A 23,014-nucleotide genomic window follows, 5' to 3' on the forward strand; every position below is an offset into this window, starting at 1 on the left:
CGCGCAACCCCCGACCGGAGGACGACCGCTTCGCATGCTTCGCACAACGGACACCACGGACACGTCCCACGACGATGTGACGGCCGCGCCCGCCGACGTACGAGCGACCGGGCGGGTGCTGGCCCAGCGCGGGCTGTTCTTCGGCCCGTCGGGCCAGGCACCCGAGGACCTGTACTCGGTGGTCGAGCGCGGCGCGGCCCGCCGCCGTCGGCACCGCGTCGACCTCGCCCCCGGCTCGAAGGTGACCACCAACACCTACTTCGGCCGGTTCCACGCCGCCTACTGGCAGCGCTGGACCCCCGTCGCCGACGTCGAGGTCGAGGCCGTCGTCTCCGGCACCGGGCGCGTGCGGCTGCTGGCGTCGGACACCAACGGCGTGTGGCGCATCGTCGCCACCGAGGACGTCGAGAACGCCACCGAGCACGTGGTGCGGTTCGTCGGCCCGATCGACCGCTTCCTCGACGGCGGCGGCATGTACCTGGAGCTCTCCACGGAGCTGGCGGAGATGAAGGTCTCCGACGTGCGGTGGAGCGTGGCCACCACCCGTCCGGTGCCGCGCACCGACATCGTCATCTGCTCCTACAACCGGGTCGAGGAGTGCCTCGACACGCTGCAGGCGCTGGTCGACGACCCGGGCGCGCTCGCGCTCGTCGGCACCGTGCAGGTCGTCGACCAGGGCAGCGACCCGCTGGAGTCGCGCGAGCGCTTCCTCGAGGTCTCGGCCGCGCTCGGGGCGCAGCTGCGCTACACCCGCCAGCCCAACCTGGGCGGCGCGGGCGGCTTCACCCGCGGCCTGTTCGACGCCACGGCGGGTGCGCCGGAGGAGCAGTCCGACGTCTTCCTGATGGACGACGACGTGATGCTCGAGCCGGAGATCATCGTGCGCCTGACGGCCTTCGCCGCGAGCACCACGAAGCCCTCCATCGTCGGCGGGCAGATGCTCAACCTGCTGCACCCCGGCTACCTGCACGTCGCCGCGGAGCGGGCCGACTCCGAGAAGCTGATCAACGGCCTGCAGATCCCCGGCGCCCTGAAGGAGGCGGACCTCCTCGGCGCCGACGAGCGCGGCATGCCGATCAACCAGGAGCTGCGCGTCGACTCTGAGTACAACGGCTGGTGGTCGTGCCTCATCCCGGCCGCGATCGTGCGCGAGATCGACTACCCGCTGCCGCTGTTCTTCCAGTGGGACGACGTGGAGTACGGCTACCGTGCCCGCGCCCACGGCTTCCCGACGGTCACGCTGCCCGGCGCAGGCGTCTGGCACGCCGACTTCGGCTGGAAGGACTGGGACGAGTGGCACCGGTACTTCAACCTGCGCAACGGCCTGATCATGGCGGCGCTGCACACCGGCTTCTCGACGAAGCGGATCAACATCCGGGTCGGGCACCTGCTGTCCACCTACCTGATCGCCATGCACTACGGGCTCACCGCCACGCTGTGCCAGGCCATCGAGGACTTCCTCGACGGGCCGGAGATCATGGAGGACGGCTCGGTGGGCGCCGCGGCGGAGATCCGGCGGATCCGGGCCGCGTACCCGGAGACGGTCGTCCACCCCATCTCGGAGCTGCCCGACGACTTCCGTGAGCTGCAGGCCGTCCGCGCGTCCAACGAGCCGGGCAACCTGTGGCTGACGTTCGCCAAGCGGGCCGCCTACCACCTCACCGGCCGCCTGCCGTTCCGCACCGGCACCGTCGCGGCCGGCGACGCCCACTGGTGGCACGTCTCGCAGTTCGACCGCGCGGTCGTCACCGACATGGGTGAGATGGGCGTGCGCATCCGGCAACGCGACAACGACCAGGCCGTCACGCTCGCCAAGCGCGGCCTGGTGGCGATGAACCGGCTGCGCACCGAGGGCCCGGGCGTGGCGCAGCGCTGGCGCGACGCCGTGCCTGCGCTGACGAGCCGGGCGAACTGGGCGCGGCTCTACGGGGTCGACGAGTAACGTGACCCTACCGCCGGTAACTTACCTGCGGTAACCTCCCCCCCATGAAGGACTTCGCGGACAAGGTCGCCGTCATCACCGGAGCGGGATCGGGCATCGGGCGGGCGCTCGCGCTCGACCTGGCCGGACGGGGCGCCCGGCTCGCCCTGTCCGATGTCAACGCGGACGGCGTGGCCGCCACCGCCGCGTCCTGTCTCGCCGCCGGGGCCAAGGTGGAGCACCAGGTGCTCGACGTCTCCGACCGCGAGGCGTTCGGGACCTACGCCGAGCAGGTCGTGGACGGTCAGGGCCGCGTCGACCTCGTTGTCAACAACGCCGGCGTGACCATGACGGGTCCGGTGCTGGCCCTGGAGCTCGACGAGATCGAGTGGATCATGAGCATCAACTTCTGGGGCGTCGTCCACGGCACCAAGGCGTTCCTTCCGCACATGGTCAACGCGCGCTCGGGCCACGTCGTCAACATCTCGTCGATCTTCGGAATGATCGCGGTGCCCGGGCAGGCAGCGTACAACGCGTCGAAGTTCGCGGTGCGCGGCTTCACCGAGGCCCTGCGCCAGGAGATGCAGAACGCCCGCACGAACGTGTCCGTCAGCTGCGTGCACCCCGGTGGCATCAAGACCAACATCGCCCGCGGCGGCCGCTTCGCCGCCGGTGTGGACGGGAAGGCCACGAGCGACCTGTTCGACCGCATCGCCCGCACCACGCCCGAGGTCGCCGCCGCGACGATCCTGCGCGGCGTCGAGAAGGACAGCGCGCGCATCTTCGTCGGCCCCGACGCCTTCGCCATCGACGGTATGCAGCGCGTGCTCGGCTCGGCCTACCAGGGGATCGTGCGGCGGGTGGCCTCCCGGGGATGATCTGATGCGCGGGTGAGGGTCATCCTGCTGCGCCACGCCGAGTGCCTGGGCAACGTCGACAAGTCGGCGTACACCACCATCCCGGACCACTCCCTGCCGCTCACCGAGCACGGCGAGAAGCAGGCCCGCGACGCCGGGGCGCGCATCCGCGGGCTGGTCGGCGGCGGGCGGCTCGGGGTGTTCGTCAGCCCCTACCGGCGCACGCTGCACACCCTCGCGCTGCTGGATCTCGACCCGGTGTGGACGGTGCAGGAGCCCCGGCTGCGCGAGCAGGACTGGGGGAACCTGCAGGATCCCGAGGAGCAGGTGCGCCAGGAGGCCGAGCGCAACGTCTACGGCCACTTCTTCTACCGGTTGAGCCACGGCGAGTCCGGTGCGACGACCGGCTGGCGGCGTTCCTCACCGAGCTGCCGTCCCATACCGCCGACGTCGACGTGTACCTCGTCGTCACCCACGGCCTGACGATGCGCCTGCTCGCGCGCCGCGCCCTGGGCTGGTCGGTGGCCCTGTTCGAGGCCCTGTCCAACCCGGCCTGCTGCGAGGACCGCATCCTGACCTCCGGGCCGTCGGGCTGGACGCTGGACCGCCCGTTCGAGCAGTGGAGACCGGCGAGCGACGCGAGCGGTCAGATCCCGACCACACGGTAGGCCAGATCCGGGCGGTCGAGCGCCTTCAGCACCCCGTACCGGCTCTCGAACGGCACGACGGCCACGGTGTCGGGGCCGGTCGCGAGGATCCAGCGCACCTGGTCGGCCGCGCCGGCCGTGGGGTCGGCGAAGCGGATGCCGGCGGCGACGTAGTTGGCCTGCGTCGTCCACGTGTCGGTGAGCGAGAGATACCACTGGGCGGCGAGGATCGAGCTGATCGGGCGGTCCGGCCGCGCGTCGACGAAGAACGAGTGGGCGGGCAGGCCGCCGGCCGCCTCGGCCCGCATGACGCGGTCGGCGAGATCGGCCGTGCTCGGGGGCTGGCGCAGCACCCGCACCTGCTGGGCGAGGTTGGCGCTGCCCGGTGCCTCCGGGCCCAGCCCGACGTCGGCCAGATCGACGACGGTGAGGCCGAAGACCTGGGTGGCGGCGAGCGCGACCAGGACGGACCCGCCGAAGCCGCGGATCGATCCGAGGACGCTCCGGGGGCCGGCGACGCGCCTGCCCAGCAGGTGCGCCACCGGGATCGCCAGCAGCACCAGCAGCACGATCTCCGCGCCGAGCATGAACTTCAGCCCGTAGTAGGTGGCCTTGCCGTTGGCATCGATCTGCACCAGGACCAGGCCGATCGTCACACCCACGGCGACGAGCGGGACCAGGGCCAGTGCGGCCACCCGCGTCCGGATGGACCGGGTGGCGTCGGCGGCTCCACGGCGCACCATCAGGCACAGACCGGCCAGGCCGATCGCGGCGGCGGCGGCCAGCCCGAGGTTCACCGGGGGCACGCCACCGGTCAGGGTGAGCGGGCTCGCCGCCTGGACGCGGGAGATCACGACGACCGTGCGCCACAGGCAGCCGAGGACCGCCAGGACCACGACCAGCGACAGGACGATCCGAGGCCAGGACGCCGCCCAGCGCCGCCGCCCGAACGGCACGACGAGCGCCAGCACCGCCGGCGCGGCCAGCACCAGCAGCAGGACCCAACTCGACGCGATGCCGACGACCGCACCACCCAGCGCCGCGAGCGGCAGCGGTGCGAACACCCGCGCCTGCGGCACCGCGATGAGCGCGGCCGCCACCACCAGCGCACACGCCATGGTGAAGTTGCCGATCCCGCCCTGGATGGACGTCGCGCCCGGCCCGACGTAGAAGACGGCGGCCACGAACGCGGCGACCGGCACCGCGACGACGGGGCGGCGGCGCAGCGCGGGCAGCGCGCAGAACCCGGCGACGAGCATCGTGGTCAGGGCGATCACGAGCAGGGCCACGGCCTGCGAGTACGCGAGCAGCTCCGCCCCCAGGCCACCCCGGGTCGGGCCCACCATCACCTCGATCAGGGTGGCGACGACGGCGTGGAAGCCCTGCGGGTAGCTGTCGAACTGCCAGGTGCCCCCGCCCGGCGGCGCGGCGAGCACGTCGGTGGTGACGCCGTTGCGGCGGATCATGTTCACCATGCTGAAGTGGGCCGAGTTGTCCCAGCCGCTCATCAGCATGCCCAGTGTCTGGCGGGCGGTCTTGACCTGCAGCCACGTCTGCAGCTCGACGAGCCCGGCCCCGATGGTGACCGGCACCAGGAGGTCGATCGCGCGCGGTCGCGGCAGCAGCCGGGCCGCCCGCCGCAGCGGGCGCTCGCCCCAGCCGACCCAGGCGCCGAGCCCACCCGCGAGGAGCGCGAGCCCGATCGTGACCCGCCCGAGCCCGCCGACGGGCAGCGGCACCCACCACAGCAGCGGCACCCAGCCCAGCAGCAGGCAGCCGGCCAGCAGGATGCGCCGGCACAGGTCGCGCGAGGTGGGGACGAGCAGCACGAGCAGGACGGCGACGACCAGGGCCGCGCCGTTCTCGAGCACGCCGGTGGACCGGGCGACCAGCACCGCGCACGCCGCCACCACGCCGAGGACGACGGCCAGCAGGAACCTCGGGAACCGCGGCAGCGGTGCCGCCGGTGGCCGGGGCACCCGGGGTGGCAGCCGCTGCGCGGGCAGTCTGACCTGAACGGGGGCGGCCACGGTGCTCGCTCTCTCGGCGACGGGAGGAACGCTGTTCCTGCGACGTCGCGATCCTACGGGCCGTGAGGCCTCCGATCGGGTCCCGACATCACTCACCGCGCACGTCAGCGATCGAACACGTTGCGCGCCCACGCCTCACGGCTGGTCAGCTCCGGCTGGGCCGCCCGGTAGCGGCGACGCAGCTCGGGCCACTCCTTCGCGATCCGCCGCAGCTGCGACACCGAGGTGGCGAGCATGGCCTTGAACATCTGCGGGTCGCGACGGCGGAACGTGACGCCCCGGCCGTCGGGCGTGGAGACGGTGGCCGAGTCGAGGCGCGAGAGCACGAACCACTGCGCGTACCGGGACGGCAGGTTGCGCTGGGGCACCACGTGGTGGGCCGGGTCGGGCGCCCGCAGGTTGTGCACGACGCTGCGCGCGAGGCCCTTCGCGATGGCGACCTTGCCCTTGGGCGGCTCGGGGAACGCCTGCGCGGCCAGCGCGTCGAGGTTCGACAGCGGCACCTGGGTGGCCGAGTCGAGCGGGCGGCCGTCATCGTACTCGGCCCGCTTGGCCCGGATCTTGCCGAGGATCACCGGCAGCGACGGGAAGAGGTCCTCGGGTCCGGCCAGGAAGTCGCGCAGCGCCATCTCCTGCAGCGCCACGGCCGAGTACTCCATGAGTATCAGGTGCCGCAGGGTGCGCTTGACCGTGTCCAGCACGAGCGCGCGGGGGTTGTCCGGCCCGTGCAGCGCGGCCGCGACGAACCGGTTGCGGTAGTGGAAGTAGGCCTGCCAGTCGCTCGTGTCGTCCTTCTCCAGGAACGACATGTGCCAGATCGCGATGCCCGGCACCGTGGCCGTGCGGTAGCCCTTGGACGCGGCGCGCAGGCCGTACTCGGCGTCGTCCCACTTGATGAACAGCGGCAGCGGCATGCCGACGTCCTCGGCCACCGCGCGCGGGATGAGGCACATCCACCAGGCGTTGTAGTCGACGTCGGTGCGCCGGTGCAGCCACGGCGTCTGACGCAGCGTGCGGTCGGCCAGGTCGTGGTGCGGCTCGGTGCCCGGGGCGTTGCGCCACAGGAACGCGTTGCGGTCGACGACCTCGCCCATCGTGGAGAGCTGCGAGCGCGCCTGCAGCGACAGCATCTGCCCGCCGACGAGCATCGGCTCGCGCGAGTGCCGGGAGAACGCGACGGCCCGCAGGATCGAGTCGGGCTCCAGCAGGATGTCGTCGTCCATGTAGAGGATCTGCTCGCACTCGGTGTGCTCGAGCGCCTCGTACATGATCCGCGCGTAGCCGCCCGACCCGCCGAGGTTGGGCTGGTCGATGATCCGCAGGCGGTCGCCCAGCGCGGCCGCGGCCGCCTCGAAACCGGGCTCGTCGCGCACCTTCTTCGTGCCCTGGTCCGGCACGATCACCGCGACGACGGCCTCGAGCACGGCCGGGTCGGAGCCGATCGCGGTGAGCGTGGCGACGGCGTCGGCGGGGCGGTTGAACGTGGGCATGCCGATCGCGACGGCCGCACGGCCCGGGGCCTCGCCGACCGCGTACCAGCCGCCGGCGTGCAGCGTGAGCTCGCCGACGTCGGTGGTGAGGTCGAACCAGTACCAGCCGCCGTCCTCGAACGGGCGCAGGTCCAGCGGGATCTCGATCCAGCGGCGGCCCCGAGAACCGTTGGCGCCGCCGCCGATGACCTCGCCGTGCTCGTAGATGTGCGAGCCGTCGTACTTGGTGCGGTAGACGTCGACGCGGCCGTCGCCCTCGACCTCCAGGCGCAGGCGCACCTCCGTCAACGCGCTCCAGCGGCGCCAGTAGCTGGCCGCGAACGCGTTGAAGTAGGCGCCGAAGGAGACCTCGCTCTGCTCCTTGACCACCGCGGACGTGCGCGAGGTGGCCGTCAGGCTGCGGGCGCCGAGCGACGATCCCGCGAGGTTGAGGATCTTCCTGACCGGCTCGCCGGGCATCGACGGCATCGTGGTGAGCCGGATGCCGGTGCGCTCGTCCATGTAGAGGGAGCGGACGCTCATCGGGTCGCCCGCCCGCGGCAGGATCACGCGCTGCAGCAGACTGCCCGGCTGCCCACCCGGCGACGGCACGGGCCCGGTGGAGGGCGCGGCGGCGGGCGGCGTGGCGGCGGTGGTCGTCAAAGCGCAGTCCTGTCGTGTCGCGGGTGTCCCACCGAGGGTAGCGACGTGGGCGGCGCCACTGTTACGCCCGGGTAGCACCGGGTGTCAGCCGGTCACCGCACGAGGCCAGCGGAGTGGCGCGCTGGGCCGCGTCCGCGGCGAGGGCCTGCCGCGCCCAGTCCTGCAGCCGGGCCATCGTGGCCGGGTCCCGTACGAGGTCGCGGCGTACCCAGTTGCCGCCCTTGTTGGGCGTCTCGCCGATGAGCACGTAGTCGCGGACGAAGCGGGGGTCGGTGTCGAAGGCCATCTGCGTGCGGAACTGGCCGTGGGCCTTGAGGAACGACGGTCTGACGTCGTCGAGCACGTAGTCGCGCACCCCGGCCCAGTCCTTCGCCGCCCAGAGCTTCGCGATGGTGGGCTCGGCGAGCCCGGCGCCGTCGGTGAGCAGTGAGGTGCCGGTGAGCGCGTCGCCGCCGATCTCGGGGGCGAACAGCGTGGGGTTCGTCAGACCCAGGATGTCCACGTAGCCGTTGAACTCGCGGCCGGAGTTCACGACGATCAGGCACATCGGCGCCACCGGTTCGGCCCGGAACACCGCCGCCTGCGCGATCCACTGCGCGCCGGAGATCACCGCCGCCCCGGCCAGCACGACGGCCAGCACCGCCAGCCCGCGCCACCGCAGCCCGCTAACGACCTCCACGGCCGCCAGCCCCACCACCAACGCGCCCAGCGCCCAGACGGGCGTGGCGAACCGGTACTGCGTCATCCAGTCCGGCCGCAGCACGCCGTAGGCGACCAGCGCGAGGCCCAGCGGCACGAGTACCAGCACCACGGCGTGGCGGACGGACGAGCTGCGGGCTGCGGCCGCCCCGACCACGAGCACGCCGAGCAGCACCGCCAGCCAGCCGCCGTAGGCCACCAGGTCGCTGACCTTGGCGAACCCGGCCGCGGTCGGCAGACCCTGCGACTTCGCGACGGCGGTGGTGGGCAGCCAGGCGTGGAAGGTGGACCAGCGCCAGGCCAGGTAGGCGCCGTAGGGGACGAGGAACGCCACCACTGAGACGGCCACCGCCACCAGGCTCCGCACACACCGGGGCCACCGCAGCATGATCAGCACGGCCAGCGGGTAGGCGGCGGCGTAGATCGCCCCCTCGGGGCGGGTCAGCGCGGCCAGCGCGGCGAGCAGCCCGCACGCGAGCGCCGGGCCCCACGAGGCGAGCCGGCCGCGCGCGTGCGCCCGGACCATCACCGTCGCGATCGCCACCACGGCCAGTGCGAACAGCGAGTTCTCCAGCCCGGACACGCACCAGATCACGAACGACGGGATCGCGGCACAGACCGCCCCGGCCAGGACCGTGACGACCGCGGGACGGCGCGAGACCGCCGACGCCGCCGCGTAGAAGCAGCCGAACATGCCCGTGACCAGCACGAGCGCCAGCACCTTGGGGTAGGCGACGTAGTCCGGCACGCCGAACCAGGTGCCGTGGTCGAACAGCCCGAGCCGGCGGCCGACGACCAGCAGCGCGAGCCACGCCGGGTCGGAGAAGCCCTCGACGGGCGGCAGGCCGGGCTGCAGCACCGGACCTGCGCCGATGGCCACCGAGCGGGCGTAGGAGAACGTGATGGCCGCGTCGTCGACCTCCCAGCGCCCGTACTGCGCGGCGTGCCACGCGAACAGCGCGGCCGGCGCCAGCACGGCAGGCCCGGCGCCCCACGGCACCCGACGCCGGTCCACCGGCGGCCACCCGACCTGGGGCTCAGCCGGCTCGACGAGCGTGTCGGTCATGCGGGGCAGTGTCCCAGGTGCCGCTCCGCCTCCGGGAGAGCAGTGCCGCGGCCGCGGCCAGGACGAGGGCGGCGGCGGCGACCTCGAGCAGGTAGGCGGCGAGCCAGACGTGCTTGGCGATCTCGAAGTAGCCGTCGCCGAGCACGGCGACGACGACCAGCCCGACCGCGGACGCCCCGCCGAGCGCGGCGATCCGGGTGAACGCGGTGCGCCCGATCAGGCCGGCCACGACGCCGACCAGCGCCACCACCGCCGGCAGCCACGGCACGGGAAGCGAGTCGAGCCAGGCCAGCAGCCGGCCCCGGTCGGCCCCCTGCTCCCCCACGGACGAGCCGAGCACCGGCGGCACGGTCGTGGCCGTCAGGGGCTGCGACGGCAGGTAGTCCAGCCGGGCGCCGAGCGTCGCCTCCAGCCCGGTGCCGAACGCCCGCAGGGCGGCACCGGGATGGGTCAGCAGTTCGCGGTAGGCGGCCGAGCGCACCTCGCCGGGCCGGGCGGCCACCACCTCGGACCCCGGGTAGCCGTCGGCGCCCTCGGGGAAGTAGGCGCGGCCGGCGAACGGCGCGGCCGCCGCCGGCAGCCCCAGCGGGACCAGGGCGTCGTCGCCGACCTCGGGCAGCACCACCGTGAACACGAGGTTGTGGGCGTTGACGACCGCGTAGTTGCGCTGCTGCCACCCCACGCCCGCCAGCACCGGGGCAACGGCGAGCAGCAGAGCGACGACCGCGACGACCGGCCCGGCCACCCGCTTGCGTCCGGCCGTGCGGACGGCGGTGGCCGCGCAGATCAGCACCGCCATGCCGAGCAGCGGCACGTAGGCGGTCTTGGCCGTCGCGGCGAGGAGACCGCCGCCGGCCACCAGCACCAGCCCGATGATCCGTTCCGGGACGAGCCTCCGGTCGGTCACCGCGAGCACGCCGGCCCCCAGACACAGCACGCAGGCCCCGAGCAGCCCGGCGGGCTCCCCGAACGTCGACACGAAGAAGCGCGAGAACGTCGGGCCGGCCAGCGGCACCACCGCGGGGACGAGCACCAGCATCCGCACCCCGGGGCCGACGGCCCACGCCGCCACGGCCGCCGCCACGGCGATCGCGAGGGCGTAGAGGAACCCGAGCCTGCTCAGCGACCACACCGGGCCCGCGCCGGTGGTCGCCAGGCGCAGGATCGGCAGTGCGGAGGACGCGATCGGATCGGAACAGGGCGCCGACCCGGAGGTGAAGTCGAGGACCACCCCGCCCTCCCAGTTGGACCGTCCGTCGGGTGTGGCCGGCGCGAGCCCCGCGCCGCAGTAGAGCCGGTAGCCGTCGCCGTTGTCCCCGGCGCCGGCCGGCGCGGAGGGCAGCCCGAGCGAGATGACGACGACGAGGCCTGCGACCAGCCCCGCCGCCATCGCGACCACCGGTCGCCGCCACCCCATCGGTCCATTAGACCCTGCGGGGGTTTTCCGTCGTCGGTGGCTCGGTGTCGGAGAGAGGCTCGTCGCCGCGTGACCCGGCCGGAGCCCGATGTCAGTCCTCGGCGCTCTCCGAGCCGGCCAGGGGCTTGGCCTCGCGGAAGTAGGGCGCGATGCGGTTGTCGAACATCGTCAGCGCCGAGCCGATGGCCATGTGCATGTCGAGGTACTTGTAGGTGCCCAGGCGGCCGCCGAACAGGACGTTCGAGTTGGCGGTCTCCTTGCGCGCGAGCTCGCGGTAGCGGGTGAGCTTCGCGCGGTCCTCGGGGGTGCCCACCGGGTAGTACGGCTCGTCACCGGGCTCGGCGAACCGCGAGAACTCCCGGACGATCACCGTCTTGTCCGTCGGATAGTCGCGCTCGGGGTGGAAGTGCCGGAACTCGTGGATGCGCGTGAAGGGGACGTCCTGGTCGTTGTAGTTCATGACCGGGGTGCCCTGGTAGTCACCGGTGTCGGTGAGCACCTCCTGCTCGAAGTCCAGCGTGCGCCACGACAGCTTGCCCTCGGAGTCGTCGAAGTAGCGGTCGAGCGGCCCGGTGTAGACCGTGGGCGTGCCCGCGGGGATCTCGCCGCGCACGTCGAAGTAGTCGACGTCGGTACGGATCTCGATGTTCGGGTGGTCGGCCATCCGCTCCAGCCACGCCGTGTAGCCCTCACGGGGCAGGCCCTCGAACCGGTCGTTGAAGTACCGGTTGTCGAACGTGTAGCGGACGGGGAGCCGGGCGATGATCGACGGGTCGAGCTGCGTGGGGTCGGTCTGCCACTGCTTGGCCGTGTAGCCCTTGACGAACGCCTCGTAGAGCGGCCGGCCGACCAGCGAGATGCCCTTCTCCTCGAGGTTCTTCGCGTCCTTCGTCGCGATCTCACCGGACTGCTCGGCGATGAGCGCACGCGCCTCGTCGGGGGTGTGCGACTTCCCGAAGAACTGGTTGATCAGCGCCAGGTTCATCGGGAACGCGTAGACCTGCTCACCCACGCGCGCGAACACCCGGTGCTGGTAGCCGGTGAACTCCGTGAAGCGGTTGCAGTACTCCCACACCCGCTCGTTGGAGGTGTGGAACAGGTGCGCGCCGTAACGGTGGATCTCGATGCCGGTCTCCGGCTCGATCTCCGAGTACGCGTTGCCGCCGATGTGCGAGCGGCGCTCGAGCACCAGCACGCGCCTGTCCAGCTCGACGGCGGCCCGCTCGGCGATGGTCAGCCCGAAGAAGCCCGATCCGACGACGACGAGGTCGTATCCCGTGTAACCCACGGTGCCCGAGGGTAGTGGCGGCCCGATACAGCGGGTACACGGGCTGCGACGCCGGGCCGTGCGGGGCCCCGCCCCAGCGTGCCGACACGGTCCGTAACCTGATCGGCGACCAGCATTTCGCGCGGACATCGGCGACCGGTTATCGAAGGAGGCGTCATGTCGATCCCCGACGTGACGCCTGCGGACGTCGGCGTGATCGCCACCTACGTCGTGGCCCTGCTGCTCCCGGGCGGCCTGCTCGGCGTGCTGAGCGGGCTGCGCGGCTGGACGCTCGTCGCCACCGCGCCGCTGTTCACCTACGCGATCGCGGGCCTCGCCGGACCCTTCTCCAGCGAGCTGGGCGTGAAGTGGTCACCCCTGACGTTCGCGCTGGCCACGCTGGTGCTGTGCGTCGTGGTGGGCGGGGTGCGGTTCCTGCTGCGCCGCCGCCGCGGAGAGCCCGCGGAGCCCGTCGTCCCGGCCTGGGCGCGCACCGCGCAGCTCGGCGTCGTGGTCAGCGTCGTCGTGGCCGTCGGGGTCGGGGTCGCCGCGGTGCTGGGCGGCATCAGGCAGCTCGGCGCGATCCCGCAGGACTGGGACGCCGCGTTCCACGCCAACGGCATCCGGCTGATCGCCGACACCGGCGACGGCGGCCTGTACGCGATGGGCACCACCAACTGGTACGAGAACGACGTCACCGTCTTCTACCCCAACGCCTACCACCTGGTGGCCGCCGCGGTGTACCAGCTGACGGGGGCGAGCATCCCCACCGTCCTCAACGCCCACACCGTGCTGATCCCCGGCCTGCTCGCGCTGTCGCTGGCCGCGATGGTGCGGCGCTTCGGCGGCCGTCCGCTGCTCGCCGCGGCCACGGCGCTGGCGTCGGTGTCGATCACCTCGATCTACGACAACCTCTGGCGGGGGCCGCTGCTGCCGTTCGCCACCGGGGTGGCGCTCACGCCGCTGCTGCTCGTGCTCGTCCTCGACGTCCTCGATGCGCGGGGCCTCCGCGCCACCGTGCGCCCGGCGCTGCTGTTCGCCGCCGGGCTGGCGGCTCTGCTGTGCCTGCACCCGGCCATCCTCATCGGCGCGGTGCTGTTCAGCCTCCCCGCGCTGGTGCAGCGCTGGTGGACCCGCCCGTCGGCGGTCCCGCGCGAGGTGGCGGTGCTGGTGGTGCCGGGCGTCCTCGCCGCGGCCGTCTGCTTCCTGCAGGTCGCCGGCACGCTCAGCAGCGGCGCCAGCATCACCACCGTCACCTGGCCCGCCGACCTCACGATGCCCGAGGCGCTCGGCCAGATCCTGACGTTCAGCCACAACGCCCCGACCGCGCAGATCCGGTTGTCGCTGGTGCTGGTCGTCGGGCTGATCGGCTACCGGCGGCTGGGGAACCTGCGCTGGGTGGCCGCCACCGCCGCGATCTTCGGCGTGCTGTTCGTGCTCGCCGCGTCGAACGACGCCCACTGGGTCAAGACGATCACGAGCCTGTGGTGGAACGACCGCTACCGCCTCATCGCGCTCACGGCCGTGCCGCTCTGCGTGATCATCGGGCACGGGGTGGCGGAGGCGCAGCGGTGGCTGGCCGCGCTGCTGGTCCGGATCACCGCGCGACGCCTCGTCTTCGCGACCGCGCTCGTCACGTCGGTGGCCGCGATCCTCGCTTTCGGCTACGTCACCCGCGGGCTCTACATCGGCCGCGACCAGCTGCAGATGACGAAGAACTCCGGCGACGGCCCGGCCGTGTCGCCACTGGAGATCCAGGGCATGCAGGCGATCGCGAAGATCGTGCCTCCGGGCGAGCGCGTACTGAACGACCGCGGCGACGGCTCCGTCTGGCTCTACGCCCTCACCGGGGTGAAGCCCGTGGCCGCGCACTACGACGCCACCCGCACCGGCCCCGACGCGAACCTGCTGGCCGACCGCTTCAACCAGTACCCGACCGACCCCGCGGTGCAGGCGGCCGTGGCCCAGCTCGACATCCGCTACGTCATGCTCGACGCGGGCTTCCTGCGCAGCTACGCCTCCCGCGAGCCGGGGCTGGTCAGCCTGGCGGGTCAGCCGTGGCTGACGAAGGTCTACAGCAACCCCGACGTGGTGCTCTACGAGATCAACGACGCACCCGCGCCCGCAGGCCCGGCGCAGCCCGCGCTGGCCGAGGGCAACCGGTGACGCGGGCAGCGGCCGTGCTCCGCCAGGGCGGGTCGGCGGTGCAGGTGGCCGGCAGCCAGCTCGGCCTCGCCCTGTCCAACTACGCGGTGCTGGCGGTGGCCGCCCGGCACCTCGACGCGGCCGGTTTCGTCGCGATCAGCTCCTACTACCTACTGGTCAACACCGTCGGCCGCGGGTTGTTCGCGGCGGTCGAGCTGGAGGCCACCCGCGCGGTCGCCGAGGCCGGGGCGGCCGGGCTCGACGACGGTCCGGCCCGCCGCGCGGCCCTGCGCCACACCGGGTTGCTGCTGGTCGGGGCCTTCGTGCTGCTCGGGGTCAGCAGCCCGCTCATCAGCGGGATCATGGGTTCGGGCTTCTCCGTGATCGCGCTGCTCGCCCTGGGGGCGGCCGGGATGGCCTCGTCGTACCTGCTGCGCGGGCCGCTGGCCGGGCAGCGCCGCTACGGCCTCTACGCCGCCACGTTCTGGATCGAGGCGGGCATCGGGATCGTCGGGGCGCTGGTGCTCGTGCTCCTCGGCGACAGCACCGCCACGATGTGGATCGCCGTGGTGGCGCTGGCGCCGCTGGTCGCCGCGGCGGTCGTGGCGCGCCCCGCCCTGAGCGGCGGCCCGGCGGGCGCCCCGGCACCGGTCCCCGGATCCGCTCGACCCGGGTCCACCACCCGGGCCGTCGTCTGGTCGGCCGCGCTGCTGCTGGCCGGGCAGGGCCTGTGGAACCTGGCGCCCGTCGCCGTCACCTCGCGGCTCACCGACGCCCCGGCGGTGGCCGCGGGCTTCTTCGCCGCCGCGGTGATCATCCGGGCGCCCGTGCTGTTCTTCCCGTCCGTGCAGGCCCTGCTGCTGCCGATGTTCACGGCGATGGCCACCACCGGCGACGCCACGGGCGTCCGCCGCACCACCCGCCTGCTCGGCGCGTTCATGCTGGTCGCGGGCACGGTGTGGGTCGCGGCCGCGGTGTTCGTCGTGCCGCTGGTCGGGGAGCTGGTCTTCAAGGCCGGCACCCCGCCGCCCACGTGGGTGCTCGTCCTCCTCGCCGCGTCCACGGTGATCGGGGCGGTCGCGCAGATCGGGCAGACCCACCTCATCGCCCTGCGCCGCCCCGCCGCCGCCGCGCTGGCGTGGATCGCGGGCCTGGTCGTGCTGCTGGCCGTCGCACTGCTGGCCGTGCCGCCGCTGACCGCCGCCGCGGAGGGGCAGCTGATCGGCGCGGGCGTCGTACTGGTAGTCCTGACGCTCGTGCGCCGCCGACACCGAGCCCAGACGTGACCGCCCCGACCGTCGGGGTGGTGGTGCTGGCCTGGCAGGAGCAGCCCTACCTCGCCGAGTGCATCGCCTCGATCCTCGCCTCCGCCGACGTCGACGTCCGGATCGCGCTGGTCGACAACGGCTGCGCCCCCGACGACCTCGCCGCCGTGCCCGACGACGAGCGCGTCGAGCACGTCGCCCCGGGCCGCAACACCGGGTTCGCGGGCGGCTGCAACCTCGGCGTCGAGCACCTCGGCACCGAGTTCGTCGCGCTGGTGAACTCCGACTGCATCCTGCGCCCGGACACGCTCGCGCTGCTCGTCGCCGAGGCGTCCCGGCCCGGGGTCGGTCCGGTGATGGCCGGCATCCGGCTGGCCGAGCCGCCGCACCTGATCAACAGCGCGGGCAACCCCGTGCACCTGATCGGCCTGTCGTGGGCCGGCGACATGGACCGCCCGGAGACGCGGACGGAGCCCTACGACGTCACCGGCGCCAGCGGCGCGTGCGTGCTGATGCTCGGCTCGGTCTGGAAGACGCTCGGCGGTTTCGACGAGGAGTACTTCGCCTACCTCGAGGACACCGAGATGAGCCTGCGCGCCTGGCGCCTCGGGCTCACCGTCCGCTGCGTGCCCGCGGCGATCGCGCTGCACCACTACGAGTTCTCCCGCAACGGGTTCAAGATGTACCTGCTGGAGCGCAACCGCCTGATGATGATCTCCACGCTGTGGAGCCGGCGCGCACTGGTGGCGCTGGCCCCGGTGCTGGTGGTCTCCGAGGTGATGCTGGCCGCCTACGCCGTCGCCGCAGGGTGGGGCGGGGGCAAGGTCCGCGGCTGGGTGTGGCTGTGGCGCCACCGCGGCCACATCGCGGAGCGCCGCAGGCTCGTGCAGGCCGAGGCCCGCGTCCCCGACGCGGAGTGGATGCAGCGCCTGACCCCCGACTTCGACCCGTCGGCGATCGGCCCGGCCCCGGTGACGCGCGTGGCCAACGCGGTGATCCGCACGTACTGGCGGGCGGCGAAGCGCGCCCTGCGCTGACCCCCGTGGGGGCTACTCGGCCCCGTCGGGGACCGTGACCGGCGGCTGCTCCGCCTTCTCCTGCTCGAGGGCATCCATGCGCAGCTTCAGACCGCCGACCTCCTCGGCCAGGCGGCGGGACTGCTCCTCCAGCAACCCCACCTCGCGGGAGAGCTGCAGGGACACCGCGAACAGGATGATCAGCGAGGTGAAGAAGAGCAGGTTGCTGGGGGTCTGGATGCCCACCAACGCCGCGACCCAGCCCAGCAGCGGCGGGAACAGGGCGACGACCAGCGTGCCGATCGAGATGACCACCCAGATCACCGCGTACTTCTCGCGGAGCCGGCGCCGGCGCAGCAGCTCGAACACCAGCACCAGCGCGGCGATGGCGACGATCACCGAGACGATCGTGAGGCGGGGGCCGGCCATCAGAAGTCCCGGCCGTCCCTGGGGGCGCGGCGGATCAGGGCCAGCCCCACCGCCACCACCACCCGCATCAGGTAGACGCCCGAGCGGAACGGGTTGGTGCTGGCCGTGCCGGTCTCGCGGGCCCGCATCACCACCGGGACCTGCGTGATCCGTAGGCCCGCGCGATGGGCGATGACGAGCGCCTCGACGGTGTCGCCGAGGTACTCCTCGGGGTAGTGCTCGGCGAACAGCGCGATCGCGCGGCGGTTGACCAGCCGGAACCCCGACGTCGGATCCTTCACGCTGGTGCCGCAGATGCTGCTCAGCGCGGCCGAGAGCAGCCGCATGGCCCAGCGGCGGGGGCCACGGACCGCGTAGTCGCCGCGGCCGGCGAACCGGGAGCCGATCACCACGTCGGCGTCGACGTCGACCACGGCGAGCAGGTTCGCGATCTCGGACGCGTCGTGCTGCCCGTCGGCGTCCACCTGCACGACGAACGAGAAGTCGTTCTCGCGGGCGTAGCGGTAGGCCGCGCGCATGGCCCCGCCGACGCCGAGGTTGAACGGCAGCCGCATCACGAGCGCGCCCGCGCGGGACGCCCGGGCGGCGGTGGAGTCGGTGGAGCCGTCGTCGACGACGAGCACGGTGGCGAACGGCTGCGCGGCCCGCACCTCGGCGACGACGCGCGCGACGCTGTCCTGCTCGTTGAGCGCCGGCAGCACCACGAGCAGCTCACCGGTGGTGGCGGCGGAGGGTGTCGTCATCGGCGCCCGGACGTCCTCGGTGGTCATCGCGCGGCGACCGTCACGAACTCGTTGTAGGTGAACACCTTGCCCGTGAAGCGCGGCAGCGGGAACGAGTACTGCTTCTCGACGCGCAGACCCAGGTCGCGGGCGATGCCGCCGAGACGGGTCTGGTCGGTGAACACGGTGTGGGTGGGGTCGGAGGCGAAGCCGCGCTCCTGCGGGCAGATGAGCACGATCTTCGCGTCGTGCGCGAGGTAGGGCAGGTACGGCGCGATCACGTCGACCGCGCCGTCGGCCGGGAGGTGCTCGACGACGTGGGCGGCGAGCAGTCCGCCGAAGCCACCGTGCTCCGCGGGGTCCTGCGCGAGGAACTCGTCCGACGTCATCGCGGACAGCCCGGCCTCACGGCACTGCTGCACCGAGGTGGCGTTGTGGTCCACGCCGAGGCTGCCGGCCGGGAGGTTGTACAGGTTGCGGCCGATGCCGCACCCGACGTCGAGGGTGCGTCGCTCACCGAGGATGCGCCGCAGGTTCCACCGGTACGGCGCCTGCACGTCCAGAAGCTGCTTCCAGCGGGCCCCGGAACGCCGCGTGAGCCGCTCGGTGTACGCCGCGGACGCCGTGTCTCCATCTTGTCCCGCCACGGACCGCACCCTACCGGCCCCCGTCTCACCGCGGCTGCGAGACTCGCGACCGTGGCGCTCCAGATCGCGGAAACCAGCATCCCCGGACTGCTCCGGATCGACCTCGACCTGCACTCCGACGGGCGCGGCTGGTTCAAGGAGGGCTTCCAGCGCGCCAAGCTGGAGGCGCTGGGCTTCCCGCCGTTCGAGATCGTGCAGAACAACGTCTCGTTCAACGCCGAGGTGGGCGTCACTCGCGGGATCCACGCCGAGCCGTGGGACAAGTACATCTCGCTGGCCAACGGACGCGCGTTCGCCGCGATCGTCGACCTGCGCGACGGCGAGAGCCGCGGCCGGGTCGAGACGTTCGAGCTGCACCCGGGCAACGCCCTCTTCGTGCCCCGGGGGTGCGGCAACAGCTACCAGACGCTCACGCCGGACGTCGCGTACACGTACCTCGTCAACGAGCACTGGTCGCCGGACGCGGAGTACACGCTGATCCAGGCGTTCGACCCGGCCCTGGGCATCGACTGGCCCGTCGTCGAGGCCGACGCGATCCGCTCCGACAAGGACCGCGGCCACCCGACGCTGGCGGAGCTCACGTGCGCGCGCTGATCCTCGGGGCGGGAGGTCAGGTGGGCCGCGCCCTGGCCGCCGCGCTGCCCGACGCCACCGCGCTGACCCGCGCGGAGTTCGACATCGCCGACCCCGCCGACCTGGACTGGCCGGCCTTCGACGTGGTCGTCAACGCGGGCGCGTTCACCGACGTCGACGGGGCCGAGACGGCCGACGGGCGCGCCGCCGCGTGGCGGGCCAACGCCACCGGGCCCGGAGCGCTCGCGGCGGTCGCGCGGCGGCAGCGCGGGATCCTCGTGCACCTGTCGAGCGAGTACGTGTTCGACGGCACCGCCGACCGTCCGTACGTCGAGGAGGACCCGGTGGCGCCGCTCTCGGCCTACGGCGCGTCCAAGGCGGCCGGGGACCTCGTCGTGCAGTCGGTCGAACGGCACTACCTGCTGCGTCCCACGTGGGTGGTCGGCGAGGGCCGCAACTTCGTGCGCACGATGCTGGCGCTGGCCGGACGCGGGATCTCCCCGACGGTGGTGGACGACCAGATCGGTCGCCCGACCTTCGCCCCGGACCTCGCGGCGGCGATCGTCCACCTGGTCACCACGCAGGCCCCGTTCGGCACCTACCACGTGACGGGCGGCGGCGAGCCCGCGTCGTGGGCGGAGGTGGCGCGCGAGACCTACGCGCTGGCCGGCCACGCCGACCTGACGGTCACCGGCACCACCACGGCGGCCTACTTCGCCGACAGGCCCGCAGCGGCGAAGCGCCCCCTGAACAGCGTGCTGGACACGGCGAAGGCGGAGGCGGCCGGCGTGGACCTCCCGGACTGGCGCGCCCGGCTGGCCGAGTACGTCGGGTCCTCGCAGACCGCGTGAGCTCCTCGCAGGGTCCCTGGGTCCTGCGAGGAGGACACCAGGTCTGCGAGGACGGGCTCACGCCGGCTTGAGGGGTTCCCACCAGGTGCGGTTGTCGCGGTACCACGCCACCGTCTTCGCCAGGCCGTCGGCGAAGTCCACCCGGGGGGCGTAGCCGAGCTCGCCCGCGATCTTGCTCCAGTCGACCGAGTATCGGCGGTCGTGGCCCTTGCGGTCGGCCACCGGCTCGATCATCTCCTCCCCGGCGCCCACCGCCTCGAGCAGGCGGTAGGTCAGGTCGCGGTTGGTGAGCTCGGTACCGCCGCCGATGTTGTAGACCTCGCCGTCGCGCCCCTTCTCGGCCACCAGCTGGATGCCGAGGCAGTGGTCGTCGACGTGCAGCCAGTCGCGCACGTTCTGGCCGTCGCCGTAGAGCGGCACCTTCTTCCCGTCGAGCAGGTTGGAGACGAACAGCGGGATGACCTTCTCCGGGAACTGGTGCGGCCCGTAGTTGTTGGAGCAGCGCGTGATGCACACCGGCAGGCCGTGGGTGCGGTGGTAGGAGCGCGCGAGCAGGTCCGAGCTCGCCTTCGACGCCGAGTACGGCGAGTTGGGCTCCAGCGGGTGGGTCTCGGGCCAGGAACCCTCGTCGATCGAGCCGTACACCTCGTCGGTGGAGACGTGCACGAACCGGTCGACGCCTTCCTCCAGAGCCGCCTGCAGCAGCACCTGGGTGCCGACGACGTTGGTGGAGACGAAGTCGGCCGCGCCGGTGATCGAGCGGTCCACGTGCGACTCGGCCGCGAAGTGCACCACCACGTCGGTGCCCGCCATGACCTGCGCGACGACCTCCGGGTCGCGGATGTCGCCCTGGACGAACCGCGGGCTGCAGCCCTCGAGGTTGGTCAGGGTGCCGGCGTAGGTGAGCAGGTCGAGCACCACGACCTCGGCGCCGGCGAAGGCGGGGTAGTCACCGCGGAGCAGCGACCGGACGTAGTTCGACCCGATGAAACCGGCGCCGCCGGTGACCAGAACCTGCACGATTCACTCCTCGCGGAACGCGGATGCGACGTCCATGACGTACTCGCCGTAGCCCGACTTGGCCTGCGCCTCGCCGAGCGCGTACGCGGCATCGGCGTCGATGAAGCCCTTGCGCATCGCGATCTCCTCGAGGCAGGCGATCCGGATGCCCTGGCGCGTCTCCAGCACCCGGACGTACTCGCCCGCCTCCAGCAGCGACTCGTGGGTGCCGGTGTCGAGCCACGCGAAACCGCGGCCGAGGTCGCGCAGCATCGCCGTGCCGCGCTCCATGTAGGCCCGGTTGACGTCGGTGATCTCGAGCTCGCCCCGCGGCGACGGCGACAGCCCGGCGGCGATCCCGAGCACGTCGTTGTCGTAGAAGTACAGCCCGGTGACCGCCCGGTTGGACCGCGGTCTCTCCGGCTTCTCCTCGATCGACAGCAGCCGCCCGTCGGCGTCGGCCTCGGCCACGCCGTAGCGCTGGGGGTCGCGCACCTGGTAGCCGAACAGCACGCAGCCGGCGCGCTTCGCCTCGATGTCGGCGATGGCGCCCTGCAGCATCGCGGAGAAGCCGGGGCCGTGGAAGATGTTGTCGCCCAGCACCAGCGCGGCGGCGTCGTCGCCCACGTGGTCGGCGCCGATGACGAACGCCTCGGCGAGCCCGTTGGGGGCGGCCTGCTCGGCATAGGTGATGACCAGGCCGACCTCCGCGCCGTCGCCGAGGAGACGGCGGAACTGCGGGAGGTCGTGCGGGGTGGAGATCACCAGGATCTCCCGGATGCCGGCCAGCATCAGCACCGACAGCGGGTAGTAGATCATCGGCTTGTCGTAGACGGGCAGCAGCTGCTTCGACACCGCGCGGGTGATCGGGTGCAACCGGGTGCCGGAGCCACCGGCCAGGATGATGCCCTTCACATCACAGGTAGACGGCGAGCGTGAGGGTCGCGACCCAGACCAGGGCCAGTACCTGCAGCGCCCGGTCGGCCAGCGCGATCTCGTCGGGGGCGCCGCCGTTGCCGGAGTCGACGTCCACGGAGTACCGCAGCACCGCCACCACGAACGGGACGATGGAGATCACCGACCACACCGAGTTGTGGTGCGCCTCGCGGATCTCGAACGCCCACAGGCAGTACGTCACGGTCAGCACGGTGGCCGACAGGGCCCACACGAACCGCAGGTAGGACGCGGAGTAGGCCTCCAGCGACTTGCGGATCTTGGCCCCGGTGCGCTCGGCCAGCATCATCTCGGCGTAGCGCTTGCCCGCCACCATGAACAGCGAGCCGAACCCGGCGGTGAGCAGGAACCACTGCGACAGCGGGATGCCGGTGGCCGCGCCGCCCGCGATGGCGCGCAGCAGGAACCCCGACGCGACGATGCAGATGTCCAGGACCGGCTGGTGCTTGAGCCAGAAGCAGTACGCCAGCTGCACCGCGACGTAGACGGCCAGCACGACCAGCAGCTGGGTGCTGGCCAGCCAGGCCAGCGCGAGCGCCCCCAGGAGCAGCACCACCGCGACGCCGAGCGCGAGCCCGGCCGGCACGATCCCCGCCGCGATGGGCCGGTTGCGCTTGGTGGGGTGCGCGCGGTCGGCCTCGACGTCGTTGGCGTCGTTCACCAGGTAGACGCCGGACGCGGCGAGCGAGAACGCCACGAACGCGATGACGAGGTGCAGCACGATGCCGGTGGTGAACAGCGTGCCGGCCACGAACGGCGCGGCCAGGACGAGGACGTTCTTCACCCACTGCTTGGGGCGCATCGTCCGCAGCACACCGCGGGCGACGCCCACGGGGGTGCGCGGCGGCGGCGACGGCGCCTCGGTGGTGGGCACGTCGGTGCTGGTCATCTGGTCCCCCTCTGGGCGAGGCGTCGTGTGGCGACCGCGACCGCGGCCCCCAGCACGGAACCCGCGACGACGTCGCTGGGGTAGTGCACGCCGAGTACCAGCCGCGAGAGTGCCATCGGCGGCACCAGCAGCGGCACGAGCGGCTTGTGGATCAGTGCGCCGAACAGGACGGCGGCGGCGGTGGTGGACGTGGCGTGCGCCGACGGGAAGCTGAGCCGGCTCGGCGTGCCCACCAGCACCTGGACGCGCGGATCGTGCGGGCGCGGCCTGCGCACCATGCGCTTGACCCCGATGGATGCGCCGTGCGCGAGCGCGACCCCGGCGGCGGCGGTGAGCCACTCCCGGCGGCGCGGGGCGTCGACCAGGGCGCCGACGGCCCCGATGGTCAGCCAGCCCGCGGCGTGCTCGCCGAACAGCGACATCGCGCGCGCGGCCCTCACCACGGCCGTACCTGCGGCTGCGCCCTGCACGGCCTGCAGCACCTGGAC

19 protein-coding genes and 1 pseudogene are annotated in these 23,014 nt (G+C 72.7%); 8 read left to right on the forward strand and 12 right to left on the reverse strand.

What is annotated here, in order from left to right; genetic code table 11:
• Nucleotides 1-34 precede the first annotated feature (34 nt).
• The 3 genes and pseudogenes from BGP03_RS13900 (at nucleotide 35) to BGP03_RS13910 (ending at nucleotide 3,446) form a co-directional block, all read left to right on the forward strand.
• Nucleotides 35-1,942, forward strand: a complete 1,908-nt coding sequence (locus BGP03_RS13900; protein WP_298797246.1) for a glycosyltransferase — start codon at nucleotides 35-37, stop codon at nucleotides 1,940-1,942.
• Between the two features lie 44 nt (nucleotides 1,943-1,986).
• Nucleotides 1,987-2,799: an SDR family NAD(P)-dependent oxidoreductase gene (locus tag BGP03_RS13905; RefSeq protein ID WP_296375152.1), complete on the forward strand. Its 813-nt coding sequence runs from the start codon at nucleotides 1,987-1,989 to the stop codon at nucleotides 2,797-2,799.
• 12 nt (nucleotides 2,800-2,811) lie between these two features.
• A pseudogene (locus BGP03_RS13910) lies at nucleotides 2,812-3,446 on the forward strand (histidine phosphatase family protein).
• Here BGP03_RS13910 and BGP03_RS13915 read toward each other — a convergent pair.
• The 5 genes from BGP03_RS13915 to glf all read right to left on the reverse strand — a co-directional run bounded on the left by BGP03_RS13915 (nucleotide 3,425) and on the right by glf (nucleotide 12,057).
• On the reverse strand, nucleotides 3,425-5,455 hold the full coding sequence (locus tag BGP03_RS13915; RefSeq protein ID WP_296375156.1) for a DUF6541 family protein: 2,031 nt from the start codon (nucleotides 5,453-5,455) through the stop codon (nucleotides 3,425-3,427). The pseudogene BGP03_RS13910 and the gene BGP03_RS13915 overlap by 22 nt on opposite strands.
• 104 nt (nucleotides 5,456-5,559) lie before the next feature.
• Nucleotides 5,560-7,587 carry a glycosyltransferase gene (locus BGP03_RS13920; RefSeq protein ID WP_298797244.1) on the reverse strand — a complete coding sequence of 676 codons (2,028 nt, stop codon included), beginning with the start codon at nucleotides 7,585-7,587 and terminating at the stop codon, nucleotides 5,560-5,562.
• Nucleotides 7,588-7,648: 61 nt separating this feature from the next.
• A complete protein-coding gene (locus tag BGP03_RS13925) occupies nucleotides 7,649-9,352 on the reverse strand; it encodes a glycosyltransferase family 39 protein (RefSeq protein ID WP_298797243.1) in 1,704 nt (567 codons plus the stop codon).
• The gene (locus BGP03_RS13930; protein ID WP_298797241.1) at nucleotides 9,324-10,769 is read right to left on the reverse strand and encodes a hypothetical protein; all 1,446 of its coding nucleotides are present in this window, start codon (nucleotides 10,767-10,769) and stop codon (nucleotides 9,324-9,326) included. The genes BGP03_RS13925 and BGP03_RS13930 overlap by 29 nt, the downstream gene beginning before the upstream one ends.
• A gap of 91 nt (nucleotides 10,770-10,860) precedes the next feature.
• On the reverse strand, nucleotides 10,861-12,057 hold the full coding sequence (gene glf / locus BGP03_RS13935; RefSeq protein ID WP_298797239.1) for a UDP-galactopyranose mutase: 1,197 nt from the start codon (nucleotides 12,055-12,057) through the stop codon (nucleotides 10,861-10,863).
• A gap of 156 nt (nucleotides 12,058-12,213) precedes the next feature.
• Between glf and BGP03_RS13940 the strand changes: the two genes are divergently transcribed.
• From BGP03_RS13940 to BGP03_RS13950, 3 genes are read left to right on the forward strand one after another with little or no spacing between them, the layout of a single operon-like run.
• Nucleotides 12,214-14,202 carry a DUF6541 family protein gene (locus tag BGP03_RS13940; RefSeq protein WP_296375165.1) on the forward strand — a complete coding sequence of 663 codons (1,989 nt, stop codon included), beginning with the start codon at nucleotides 12,214-12,216 and terminating at the stop codon, nucleotides 14,200-14,202.
• The gene (locus tag BGP03_RS13945) at nucleotides 14,199-15,467 is read left to right on the forward strand and encodes a hypothetical protein (RefSeq protein ID WP_296375167.1); all 1,269 of its coding nucleotides are present in this window, start codon (nucleotides 14,199-14,201) and stop codon (nucleotides 15,465-15,467) included. Before BGP03_RS13940 ends, BGP03_RS13945 begins: the two co-directional genes overlap by 4 nt.
• Complete coding sequence (locus BGP03_RS13950; protein WP_296375169.1) at nucleotides 15,464-16,483, forward strand: glycosyltransferase family 2 protein; 1,020 nt, start codon at nucleotides 15,464-15,466, stop codon at nucleotides 16,481-16,483. The genes BGP03_RS13945 and BGP03_RS13950 overlap by 4 nt, the downstream gene beginning before the upstream one ends.
• A gap of 12 nt (nucleotides 16,484-16,495) precedes the next feature.
• Here the strand turns inward: BGP03_RS13950 and BGP03_RS13955 are convergent, their stop codons facing one another.
• Genes BGP03_RS13955 through BGP03_RS13965 form a run of 3 tightly spaced genes read right to left on the reverse strand, consistent with a single transcriptional unit; the run spans nucleotide 16,496 to nucleotide 18,260 of the window.
• Nucleotides 16,496-16,891: a DUF2304 domain-containing protein gene (locus BGP03_RS13955; RefSeq protein ID WP_298797237.1), complete on the reverse strand. Its 396-nt coding sequence runs from the start codon at nucleotides 16,889-16,891 to the stop codon at nucleotides 16,496-16,498.
• Nucleotides 16,891-17,661 (reverse strand): glycosyltransferase family 2 protein, encoded by a 771-nt coding sequence (locus tag BGP03_RS13960; RefSeq protein ID WP_298797235.1) that lies wholly within the window; start codon nucleotides 17,659-17,661, stop codon nucleotides 16,891-16,893. Before BGP03_RS13960 ends, BGP03_RS13955 begins: the two co-directional genes overlap by 1 nt.
• Nucleotides 17,658-18,260 (reverse strand): class I SAM-dependent methyltransferase, encoded by a 603-nt coding sequence (locus BGP03_RS13965; protein WP_298797234.1) that lies wholly within the window; start codon nucleotides 18,258-18,260, stop codon nucleotides 17,658-17,660. Before BGP03_RS13965 ends, BGP03_RS13960 begins: the two co-directional genes overlap by 4 nt.
• A gap of 51 nt (nucleotides 18,261-18,311) precedes the next feature.
• On the opposite strand from BGP03_RS13965, the gene rfbC reads away from it, so the two are divergent.
• Nucleotides 18,312-18,854, forward strand: coding sequence for a dTDP-4-dehydrorhamnose 3,5-epimerase (rfbC, locus tag BGP03_RS13970; RefSeq protein WP_298797232.1), 543 nt, complete (start codon nucleotides 18,312-18,314; stop codon nucleotides 18,852-18,854).
• The gene (locus BGP03_RS13975) at nucleotides 18,842-19,684 is read left to right on the forward strand and encodes an NAD(P)-dependent oxidoreductase (protein WP_298797230.1); all 843 of its coding nucleotides are present in this window, start codon (nucleotides 18,842-18,844) and stop codon (nucleotides 19,682-19,684) included. The genes rfbC and BGP03_RS13975 overlap by 13 nt, the downstream gene beginning before the upstream one ends.
• 57 nt (nucleotides 19,685-19,741) lie before the next feature.
• Here BGP03_RS13975 and rfbB read toward each other — a convergent pair whose 3' ends face one another.
• Genes rfbB through BGP03_RS13995 form a run of 4 tightly spaced genes read right to left on the reverse strand, consistent with a single transcriptional unit; the run spans nucleotide 19,742 to nucleotide 23,008 of the window.
• A complete protein-coding gene (gene rfbB / locus BGP03_RS13980; RefSeq protein ID WP_296375183.1) occupies nucleotides 19,742-20,704 on the reverse strand; it encodes a dTDP-glucose 4,6-dehydratase in 963 nt (320 codons plus the stop codon).
• Between the two features lie 3 nt (nucleotides 20,705-20,707).
• On the reverse strand, nucleotides 20,708-21,598 hold the full coding sequence (gene rfbA, locus BGP03_RS13985; RefSeq protein WP_298797228.1) for a glucose-1-phosphate thymidylyltransferase RfbA: 891 nt from the start codon (nucleotides 21,596-21,598) through the stop codon (nucleotides 20,708-20,710).
• A gap of 1 nt (nucleotide 21,599) precedes the next feature.
• A complete protein-coding gene (locus BGP03_RS13990) occupies nucleotides 21,600-22,526 on the reverse strand; it encodes a decaprenyl-phosphate phosphoribosyltransferase (protein ID WP_296375187.1) in 927 nt (308 codons plus the stop codon).
• The gene (locus BGP03_RS13995) at nucleotides 22,523-23,008 is read right to left on the reverse strand and encodes a phosphatase PAP2 family protein (protein ID WP_298797273.1); all 486 of its coding nucleotides are present in this window, start codon (nucleotides 23,006-23,008) and stop codon (nucleotides 22,523-22,525) included. Before BGP03_RS13995 ends, BGP03_RS13990 begins: the two co-directional genes overlap by 4 nt.
• Between the last annotated feature and the right edge of the window lie 6 nt (nucleotides 23,009-23,014).

Origin of the sequence: Pseudonocardia sp. 73-21 (genome assembly GCF_001899645.1) — a bacterium.
Classification (GTDB): Bacteria; Actinomycetota; Actinomycetes; order Mycobacteriales; family Pseudonocardiaceae; genus Pseudonocardia.